Consider the following 10167-nt stretch of genomic DNA (forward strand, 5'->3'; position numbering starts at 1 on the left):
GTCGCCCCGGTAACTTCCTGACTAGACGGAGGCCATGATCGCTCGACCGCCCGCCAAAAGCCGCGCAATTCTGCGCCGATTCGCGCCCGTTCTGCTGCTGCCGCTGGGGGCGTGCAACTGGGTGGTCATGGCTCCGTCGGGCGACGTTGCAATGCAGCAACGCGACCTCATACTCATCGCCACCGCGCTGATGCTGCTGATCGTGGTGCCAGTCATGGGCACGATCGCCTGGTTCGCCTGGAAATATCGCGCAAAGGCGCAGGCCGCCGATTATGACCCCGACTGGGACCATTCGACCAGCCTGGAATTGCTGATCTGGTCCGCGCCGCTGCTGATCATCATCGCGCTGGGTGCGGTCACCTGGACCAGCACCCATCTGCTCGACCCCTATCGCCCGGTCGAACGGCTCGACCCGCAGCGCAAGATCGATCCGGCGGCAAAGCGCCTGCAGGTCGAAGTCGTCGCGCTCGATTGGAAATGGCTGTTCATCTATCCGGAACTGGGGATCGCCACAGTCAATGAACTGGCAGCGCCGATCGACCAGCCGATCGAATTCAAGATCACGTCCGCATCGATCATGAACAGCTTTTTCGTGCCCGCACTCGCCGGGCAGATCTATGCCATGCCGGCAATGCAGACCAGCCTGCACGCGGTCGTCAACCGGCCCGGCACCTTCGACGGCTTTTCCGCCAACTATTCGGGCGCTGGCTTTTCCAACATGCGCTTCAAATTCCACGCCATGGACCAGCGCGGCTTTGACCAATGGGTCGCCCGCGTGAAGGCCAGCGGCCAGAGGCTGGACCGCGCCACCTATGTGAAGCTGGAACAGCCCAGCGAAAAGGTGAAGCCGATCTATTTCGCCAGCGTCGAACCCCGCCTATTCCACGCCGCGCTCAATATGTGCGTGCAACCGGGCAAGCGCTGCATGGACCAGATCATGATGACCGACGCCCAGGGCGGGGCGGGCAAGGAATCGGCCCGCGACACGGCTGGCCTGCGCCATGACGGCACCATCGACGTGGGCGGCTATCACCCGGTCGAACCCGGCAAGAAGGGGGAGATCGCCCAACCCGCAGGCATGACGCCCGCCGCGGAACGCACCCCCGCCGAGCGCGGCAACCAAGCGCCGGGACAGCAGGATCATGAGGGGCATGATGGGCTTTAGAAAACCCACATCCGTTCGTGTCGAGCCTAGTCGAGACACATCATGCACTGTGCCAGCGTTTCTCGACTTCGCTCGAAACGAACGGATGTTGTTGGCGGATGAACGCAGTTTACCACTCTCCCCCTTCCCCCTTTCAAGGCCCTAACGTCCATGTCCCCGCATCCCGCCTCCGAAAATAGCGGCATCTGGAAGCTGATCTTCGGTCGGCTCGACTGGAGTTCGCTCCCGCTGCATGAGCCGATCGTCGTCGGTACCTTCGTGATGGTCGCGCTGGGCGGCGCGGTGGTGCTGGGCCTCATCACCAAATATCGGCTGTGGGGCATGTTGTGGCGCGACTGGTTCACCACCGTGGACCATAAGCGCATCGGCATCATGTACATGGTCCTGGGGTTGATCATGTTCCTGCGCGGCTTTGCCGACGCGATCATGATGCGGCTTCAGCAGGCGATGGCCTTCAACGGCTCCGAAGGCTATCTGAATTCCCATCATTACGACCAGATTTTCACGGCGCACGGCGTCATCATGATCTTCTTCGTCGCGATGCCGATGATCACGGGGATCATGAACTATATCGTCCCGCTCCAGATCGGCGCGCGCGACGTCAGCTTCCCTTTCCTCAACAATTTCAGCTTCTGGATGACGACGGCGGGCGCCATCATCGTCATGATGTCGCTGTTCGTGGGCGAATTCGCCCGCACCGGCTGGCTCGCCTATCCGCCCTTGTCGGGCATCGCCTATTCGCCGGGCGTGGGCGTCGACTATTATATCTGGGGCTTGCAGATCGCGGGCATCGGTACGCTGCTATCGGGCGTCAACCTGATCGCCACCATCGTCAAGATGCGCGCGCCGGGCATGACGATGATGAAGCTGCCCATCTTCACCTGGACGTCGCTCTGCGCCAATATCCTGATCGTCGCCGCCTTCCCGGTGCTGACCGCCGTGCTGGCGCTGCTCAGCCTCGACCGTTATGTCGGCACCGCCTTCTTCACCAACGACATGGGCGGCAACCCCATGATGTATGTGAACCTGATCTGGATCTGGGGCCATCCGGAAGTCTATATCCTCATCCTGCCGCTGTTCGGCGTGTTCAGCGAAGTCACCTCCACCTTCTCTTCCAAGCGCTTGTTCGGCTACAGCTCGATGGTCTACGCCACGATCGTCATCGCGCTGCTCAGCTATCTCGTCTGGCTGCACCATTTCTTCACCATGGGTTCGGGCGCCAGCGTCAACAGCTTCTTCGGCATCACGACGATGGTGATTTCCATCCCCACCGGGGCCAAGCTCTTCAACTGGCTGTTCACCATGTATCGCGGGCGCATCCGCTACGAACTGCCGATGATGTGGACGGTCGCCTTCATGCTGACCTTCACCGTGGGCGGCATGACCGGCGTGCTGCTCGCCGTTCCGCCGGCGGATTTCGTGCTGCACAATTCGCTGTTCCTGATCGCCCATTTCCACAATGTCATCATCGGCGGCGTCCTGTTCGGCCTGTTCGCGGCGATCAACTATTGGTGGCCAAAGGCATTCGGTTTCCGGCTGGAAACGACATGGGGCAAGCGCAGCTTCTGGCTGTGGGTCGTGGGCTTCTGGGTCGCCTTCATGCCGCTCTATGTGCTGGGCCTGATGGGCGTCACCCGCCGGATGCGCGTGTTCGATGATCCCAGCCTGCAAATCTGGTTCCAGATCGCGGCGCTGGGCGCGGTGATGATCGCGGGGGGCATCGCCTGCATGCTCATCCAGTTCGCCGTCAGCATCAAGAATCGCGACCAGTTGCGCGACACGACCGGCGATCCATGGGACGGCCGCACGCTCGAATGGGCGACCAGTTCGCCCCCGCCCGACTATAATTTCGCCTTCACCCCGGTCATCCATGATGGCGATGCCTGGGCGGACATGAAGAAGCGCGGCTATGAGCGTCCGCTGACCGGCTATGCCCCCATCCACATGCCGTCCAACACCGGCACCGGCATCATCATTGCGGGCCTGTCGGTCGCCTTCTCGGTCGGGATGATCTGGTACATGTGGTGGCTGGCGGGCCTGTCCTTCGTCGCCATACTGGCGGTCGCGATCGGGCATACGTTCAACTACAAGCGCGACTTCACCATCCCCAAGGACGTGGTCGAGCGTACCGAGGGCGAGCGCAGCGCGCTGCTCGCAACACAGGGCTAAGCATCATGGCCACACGATCCGCAATCGACCCCGCCTTCCTCGATAATGACGGCAATCCGCTCTTTCATCTGGGCGAAGATCCGCATCATCCCGAAGGGTCCAGCACGGCGCTGGGCTTCTGGATCTACCTGATGAGCGATTGCCTCATCTTCGCCTGCCTGTTCGCCATCTATGCCGTGCTGGGCGGCAATTATGCGGCGGGGCCGGGACCGCGCGACCTGTTCGACCTCAATCTCGTCGCGCTCAACACCGCGATGCTGCTCTTCTCGTCCATCACCTATGGCTTTGCCATGCTGGCGATGGAGAAGGACAAGGTCGGCGCGACGCAGGCCTGGCTCGCCATCACCGGCCTGTTCGGCCTGGCGTTCCTGAGCATCGAACTCTACGAATTTGCCCATCTCATCCATGAAGGCGCGACCCCGCAACGGTCGGGCTTCCTGTCCGCCTTCTTCGCGCTGGTCGGCACCCATGGCCTGCACGTCACCTTCGGCATCATCTGGCTGGTGACGCTGATGGTGCAGGTCGGCCAAAAGGGGCTGATCGCCGCCAACCAGCGCCGCCTGATGTGCCTGTCGATGTTCTGGCATTTCCTCGACGTCATCTGGATCGGCGTCTTCACCTTCGTCTATCTCATGGGGATGCTGCGATGAGCGCGCACGATCACGGCCACGATCACGACCATGGGTCTGGCAGTCACGGCACCATGGGCAGCTACATGATCGGCTTTGGCCTGTCGGTGCTGCTGACGGCCATTCCCTTCTGGCTGGTCATGAACCAGACCTTCGCCAATCCGCAAGTCACCGCCTTCGTCATCATGGGCTTTGCCATGGTGCAGATCATCGTCCACATGATCTACTTCCTGCACATGAACACCCGGTCGGAAGGCGGCTGGTCGATGATGGCGCTGCTCTTCACGCTGGTGCTGGTGGTTATCACCCTGTCCGGCTCGATGTGGGTCATGTATCATCTCAACAACAATATGATGCCCCATATGGAGCATGATATGAGCCAGATGCCGTGACATCGCACAGCCAGGGCCGGGCGGGTTTCCCCGTCGGCCTGACGCTGATCGCCGCCTTGCTGTTTGCGGGGCTGTGTGCATTGGGCGTGTGGCAGGTGGAGCGGCTGGCGTGGAAGCGTGACCTGATCGCCCGCGTCGACGCGCGCATCCACGCCGCGCCTGTCGCCGCGCCGGGGAGCGCCACCGGGGCCGACGAATATCGCCGCGTGCGCGCCACCGGCACCTTCCTGCACGACCGGGTAACGCTGGTGCAGGCTTCCACCGTGCGCGGCCCCGGCTTTTGGGTGCTGACCCCGCTGCGCCGCCCCGATGGCTCGATCCTCCTGGTCAATCGCGGTTTCGTGCCGCACGACGCCCGCACCCGCTACGCCCGCCCGGCAGGGACGGTCCGCATCACCGGCCTGCTGCGCCTGACCGAGCCGGGCGGCGGTTTCCTGCGGTCGAACGATCCCGCCGCCGACCGCTGGTATTCGCGCGATGTCGCCGCCATCGCCGCCGCGCGCGCCCTGCCCGCAACCGCCGATTATTTCATCGACGCCGACGCCGGGACACAGCCCGATGCCCTGCCCGTCGGCGGCCTCACCGTCATCCGCTTCCCCAATAATCATCTTGTCTATGCGCTGACATGGTTCAGTCTGGCCGCCATGGTCGCGGGCGCCTATATCCTCCTCATGCGTCAAAGCCGCCGTCCATGACCCTGCGCCTGCCGATCGCCGCCCGCTGGCTGCCCAGCCAGTGGCCAGCCGACGCTGCCGGGCGCAAGAATATGGCGCTGCTGGTGCAGTTGCGCTGGATCGCGCTGGCGGGTCAGGTCGCTACCATCCTGATCGTCCATTACGGCATGGGCATCCGCCTGCCGATGGTGCCGATGATGGTCGTCCCCTGCATCGCGGCTGGCGTGAACCTGGCCAGCCTCGCCATATTGCGGCGGCGCACCGACATCACCCATGCCGAACTGTTCCTGGCGCTGCTGTTCGACGTCCTCTCGCTCACCGCCCAACTCTATATGAGCGGCGGCGCGACCAATCCCTTCATCTCGCTCTATTTGCTCCAGGTCGCGCTGGGTGCGGTGCTGCTCCATCGCTGGAGCGTGTGGGGCATCGTCGCGATCTCCGTGCTGTGCGCCGCCGGTCTCGCCTTCTTCTACCGCCCGCTGGACCTCAGTGACGCGCTGGAGGGCCGCCTGTTCGATCTGCACATCATCGGCACCTGGGTCTGCTTCACCATGATCGCGGTGCTGCTGGTGCTGTTCATGACCCGCGTGACCCGCAACCTGGCCGCGCGCGAGGCCTATCTGGCGCAATTGCGGCAACAGGCGGCGGAGGAAGAGCATATCGTCCGCATGGGCCTGCTGGCGTCGGGCGCGGCGCATGAACTGGGCACCCCCCTCTCCTCGCTCGCGGTCGTGCTGGGCGACTGGCGGCACATGCCCGAAATCACCACCCACCCCGCTCTAGTCGAGGAAGTGGAGGAAATGCAGGCCGCCGTCACCCGGTGCAAGGCGATCCTGTCGGGCATATTGCTGTCGGCGGGCGAAGCGCGCGGCGAAGCGCCGCAGGTCACTAATGTCCGCGCCTTCATCGACGGCATGGCGCAGGGCTGGCGCGCCGCCAATCCGGGGATGCCGCTGCGCTGCGATTTCGGCCCGCACGATTATCCGCGCATCGTTGCCGATCCCGTCATCCGGCAGGCGATCACCAATCTGCTCGACAATGCGCGGGAGGCGGGCGCAACCTATATCGACCTGCTGGTCGGGCGCGAAAGCCAGTGGCTCAACATTGCCGTGCGCGACAATGGACCGGGGTTCGACGCGGACATGCTGGCCGATTTCGGCAAGCCCTATCGCTCCAGCAAGGGGCGGCAGGGCGGCGGGCTTGGCCTGTTCCTGGTCGTCAATGTCGTGCGAAAGCTTGGCGGCTGCGTCAGCGCCAGCAATGGCGCGGATGGCGGCGCGCTGATATTGCTGCGCCTGCCGCTCGGCACGCTCGCGATCGGGGAGGATAGCGATGACCGATAACCGCCTGCTCATGATCGTCGAGGATGACGACGCCTTCGCCAAGACGCTCAAACGCTCGTTCGAGCGGCGCGGCTATACCGTGCTGATCGCCGACAGCCAGGAAATGGTCGTGCAATTACTGGCGGATCATGATCCGGGCTATGCCGTCGTCGACCTCAAACTGGGCGGGCAATCCGGGCTGGTCTGCGTCCAGGCGCTCCATGCCCATGATCCCGACATGCTCATCGTCGTGCTGACCGGCTTTGCCAGCATCGCCACCGCGGTAGAGGCGATCAAGCTGGGCGCCACCAACTATCTCGCCAAACCGTCCAACAGCGACGACATCGAAGCCGCCTTCGCCCGGTCCGGCGGCGACACCGCCATCCCGCTCGCCCCCCGCCCGACGTCGATCAAGACGCTGGAGTGGGAACATATCCATGAAGCGCTCAAGGACAGCGAGTTCAATATTTCCGAAGCCGCCCGCCGCCTGGGCATGCACCGCCGCACCCTGGCCCGCAAACTCGCCAAGCGCCAGATCGGCTGACGCCCAATCGGTTGACGGCGCATTTCCCCCGTGGCAATGGGCGGTCGAACGCGGGTGTAGCTCAATGGTAGAGCAGCAGCTTCCCAAGCTGACGACGGGGGTTCGATTCCCCTCACCCGCTCCAATCCCACCATCGCGAAATGCCGTGGCCTCGCTTGTGTGGGCGTTTTAGCGCCGGTGCATCATCGCCCCCCTCAATAAGGCGCATCGCCATCGCGCGCCGGGATTGCGCCTCGCCGGCCGATATTCCAGCCCGCCAGCCTATGCCCCGCCAGCGCCGCGTCCACGGGCGTCGCGCCTGCCAGCCGCGCATGGAGATAGCCGCCGTTGAAAGCATCGCCAGCGCCGCTGGAATCGATTACCGGCACCATCTGCGGGACCGGCACGACAACGCCATCGACCAGGCAGCCATCACCGCCCAGCTTCACCACCACCTCACGCCCCTGCCCCGCGCCCCAGCGGGCGGCGGCGTCCTGCGCGTCGTCGGCTGCGCCCATCTCCACCTCGTCCGCCAGCGTCGGCAACCCCATGTCGCTGACCGCAATCGCCCGATCGCGCCAGTGGCAGGCGGTTGCGGCATCGCTCCACAGCCGCGCGCGATAATTGCCGTCGAACGCCACCTTGCCGCCCCCGGCCCGCACCCTGGCGCACAGGTCCAGCAACGCCTCCCGCCCTTCGTCGGGCAGGATGGCGAGCGTGATGAGCGAGAAATAGAGCAGGTCGGACTGCGCCGCCTGCGCCACCATGTCCGCGCTGCCGGGCAGATCGAACATCCGCCGCGCGGCCGCCTCCCCCCGCCAATAATGGAAACTGCGCTCGCCGCTCGCGTCCGTTTCGATCGCGTACAGGCCCGGCAACCGGTCGGCTGCGCGCAGCACCAGCGCGGTGTCGACCCCTTCGGCCTCCCATGCCGCGCACAGCTCCGCGCTCATGGGGTCCGTGCCCATGGCGCTCGCCAGCCGCACCCTCTCGCCCGACCGGGCGAGATGGATCGCGGTGTTGATGACGTCGCCGCCATAGCCCAGCGTCCAGCCGTCGCCCGTCCCCCGGCTCAGTTCCAGCATCGCTTCCCCGATGACAGTGACGCTCGCCCCTGCTACGCTGACCATATTCCATCCCGTTCCATCTGACGCCGGTTTCGTGCGGAGCGGCTGCGCGCAAGTCAAGCCATCAACGGTAAACGGCTTGTTTGCGGTAACAGGGAACTTTCACGCGATACGGGCGTTTTGCCTGTGGCAAGGACGCTCTTGATCCATTCGACGTCCGCCTTCGGGGAATTGATGATTAGTGCTGTGCCTGGACGTCCTGACAACTGCTTTGAACTATTGGTCCAGAGTGTTACCGATTACGCCATCTACATGCTCGATCCCACTGGCGTCATCGTCAGCTGGAACGCAGGTGCGCGCCGGTTCAAGGGCTATGAAGCGGACGAGATTATCGGCCAGCATTTTTCCCGCTTCTACACGGCGGAGGATCAGGCGAGCGGCGTGCCTGCCCTTGCCCTCTACACCGCTGAACATGATGGCCGTTTCGAAGCGGAAGGCTGGCGCGTGCGCAAGGGCGACACCCGCTTCTGGGCCAGCGTCGTGATAGATCCGATCCGCGATCCCAGCGGACAATTGCTGGGCTTTGCCAAAATCACCCGCGACATGACCGAACAACGCTCCGCGCGCGAAGCGTTGCGCCACAGCGAGGAACGCTTCCGCCTGCTGGTCGACAGCGTCACCGATTATGCGATCTACATGCTCGATCCCGTCGGCACGGTGACGAGCTGGAACCGCGGCGCGGAACGGTGCAAGGGCTATAGCGCCGACGAGATTGTCGGCCAGAATTTCTCACGTTTCTATAGCGAGGAGGACCGCATCGCCGGCCTCCCCTCCCGCGCGCTGCACACCGCCGAACAGGAGGGCCGGTTCGAAGCGGAAGGCTGGCGCATCCGCAAGGACGGCACCCGTTTCTGGGCCAATGTCGTGATCGATCCGATCCGCGACCCGCTGGGCCAATTGCACGGCTTTGCCAAGGTCACCCGCGATCTGACCGAACGACGCGAAGCGCAGCGCGCGCTGGACGAAGCGCGCGACGCCATTGTCCAGACGCAGAAGATGGACGCGATCGGCAAGCTGACCGGCGGGGTCGCGCATGATTTCAACAATCTGCTGGCGGTGATCGTCGGCAGCCTGGATCTGGCGCGGCAGCGCATGGCGAGCGGCGCGGACATCAGCCGCTATCTCGACAATGCCATGGCCGCGGCCGAACGCGGCGCGACGTTGACCCAGCGGATGCTGGCCTTCGCGCGCAAGCAGGAACTCAAGCTGCAATGCGTCGACTGCATCGCTCTGGTGCGCGACATGGCGGACCTGCTCCAGACGACGCTGGGGTCGGGCATCACCATCGAAACCCGCTTCCCGCTCGCCATGGTCCCCGCCCATGCTGATCCGACGCAACTGGAACTGGCTCTCCTCAACCTGGCGGTCAATGCGCGCGATGCCATGCCGGGCGGCGGCCTGATCATTGTCGAGGCGGCGGAAATCGCGGTCGATGCCGGCGAACGGCCCGATCTTGCGGCCGGTGCCTATATCCGCCTTGCCGTCACCGACGCGGGCGAAGGCATGGACGAAGCGACGCTGCAACGCGCGCGCGAACCCTTTTTCACGACCAAGGGCGTGGGCAAGGGCACCGGGCTTGGCCTGTCGATGGTTCATGGTTTTGCCCAGCAATGCGGCGGATCGCTGACCCTGTCGAGCGAGGTCGGGGTGGGCACTACCGTCGCCCTGTTGCTGCCCGTCGCCAGCGCCGATACGGCCGAACCCGCGCCCGCGCGCTTTCAGATGGCCGACGACATCGACACGCCGATGGTCATATTGGCGGTCGATGATGATGATCTGGTACTGATGAACACGGCGGGGATGCTGGAAGATCTGGGCCATACCGTGTTTCAGGCCAGCAACGCGGTGGATGCGCTGCGCCTGCTGGAACAGGGCGCGATCGACCTTGTCGTGACGGACCATGCCATGCCGGGCATGACCGGCGCGCAACTGGCCGACGCGATCGAGGCCTGCTTCCCCGGCCTGCCGGTCATCATCATCACCGGCTTTGCCGAATTGCCCCCGCACGCCAGCGCCCGGCCCCGGCTGGACAAGCCGTTCAAACAGGCCGATCTCGCCCGCATCGTGAAGGCCAGTCGCCCTTCGCGCGCCAGCGATCCGCTGCTCGACGCTACGGTCAGGCCGCACGGCGGCTGACACTTTTGGCGGATAGGGGCTTGCAAGGGC

The 10167-nt window shown here is 64.4% G+C and carries 9 protein-coding genes and 1 tRNA gene; 9 read left to right on the forward strand and 1 reads right to left on the reverse strand.

The window, feature by feature from the left end; all coding sequences use genetic code 11:
- The first annotated feature begins 34 nt into the window (after window positions 1–34).
- The 8 genes from cyoA to SX1_RS16205 all read left to right on the forward strand — a co-directional run bounded on the left by cyoA (window position 35) and on the right by SX1_RS16205 (window position 7019).
- Window positions 35–1165: a ubiquinol oxidase subunit II gene (cyoA, locus tag SX1_RS16170; protein WP_019053818.1), complete on the forward strand. Its 1131-nt coding sequence runs from the start codon at window positions 35–37 to the stop codon at window positions 1163–1165.
- A gap of 150 nt (window positions 1166–1315) precedes the next feature.
- Window positions 1316–3334, forward strand: coding sequence for a cytochrome o ubiquinol oxidase subunit I (cyoB, locus tag SX1_RS16175; protein WP_019053819.1), 2019 nt, complete (start codon window positions 1316–1318; stop codon window positions 3332–3334).
- A gap of 5 nt (window positions 3335–3339) precedes the next feature.
- Window positions 3340–3984: a cytochrome o ubiquinol oxidase subunit III gene (cyoC, locus tag SX1_RS16180; RefSeq protein ID WP_017181379.1), complete on the forward strand. Its 645-nt coding sequence runs from the start codon at window positions 3340–3342 to the stop codon at window positions 3982–3984.
- Window positions 3981–4355, forward strand: a complete 375-nt coding sequence (gene cyoD, locus SX1_RS16185) for a cytochrome o ubiquinol oxidase subunit IV (RefSeq protein ID WP_019053820.1) — start codon at window positions 3981–3983, stop codon at window positions 4353–4355. The genes cyoC and cyoD overlap by 4 nt, the downstream gene beginning before the upstream one ends.
- On the forward strand, window positions 4352–5050 hold the full coding sequence (locus SX1_RS16190) for an SURF1 family protein (protein WP_019053821.1): 699 nt from the start codon (window positions 4352–4354) through the stop codon (window positions 5048–5050). The genes cyoD and SX1_RS16190 overlap by 4 nt, the downstream gene beginning before the upstream one ends.
- On the forward strand, window positions 5047–6372 hold the full coding sequence (locus SX1_RS16195; RefSeq protein WP_019053822.1) for an ATP-binding protein: 1326 nt from the start codon (window positions 5047–5049) through the stop codon (window positions 6370–6372). Before SX1_RS16190 ends, SX1_RS16195 begins: the two co-directional genes overlap by 4 nt.
- Complete coding sequence (locus tag SX1_RS16200; protein WP_017181375.1) at window positions 6362–6895, forward strand: response regulator transcription factor; 534 nt, start codon at window positions 6362–6364, stop codon at window positions 6893–6895. Before SX1_RS16195 ends, SX1_RS16200 begins: the two co-directional genes overlap by 11 nt.
- Window positions 6896–6945: 50 nt before the next feature.
- Window positions 6946–7019, forward strand: a tRNA-Gly gene (locus tag SX1_RS16205).
- A 70-nt stretch (window positions 7020–7089) separates the two neighbouring features.
- On the opposite strand, the gene SX1_RS16210 is transcribed toward SX1_RS16205, so the two are convergent.
- On the reverse strand, window positions 7090–8004 hold the full coding sequence (locus SX1_RS16210) for a sugar kinase (RefSeq protein ID WP_019053823.1): 915 nt from the start codon (window positions 8002–8004) through the stop codon (window positions 7090–7092).
- 171 nt (window positions 8005–8175) lie between these two features.
- On the opposite strand from SX1_RS16210, the gene SX1_RS16215 reads away from it, so the two are divergent.
- Complete coding sequence (locus tag SX1_RS16215) at window positions 8176–10137, forward strand: hybrid sensor histidine kinase/response regulator (protein WP_043145841.1); 1962 nt, start codon at window positions 8176–8178, stop codon at window positions 10135–10137.
- Window positions 10138–10167: the final 30 nt, after the last annotated feature.

It is taken from the genome of Sphingobium xenophagum NBRC 107872 (genome assembly GCF_000367345.1).
GTDB classification, from domain to species: domain Bacteria; phylum Pseudomonadota; class Alphaproteobacteria; order Sphingomonadales; family Sphingomonadaceae; genus Sphingobium; species Sphingobium xenophagum.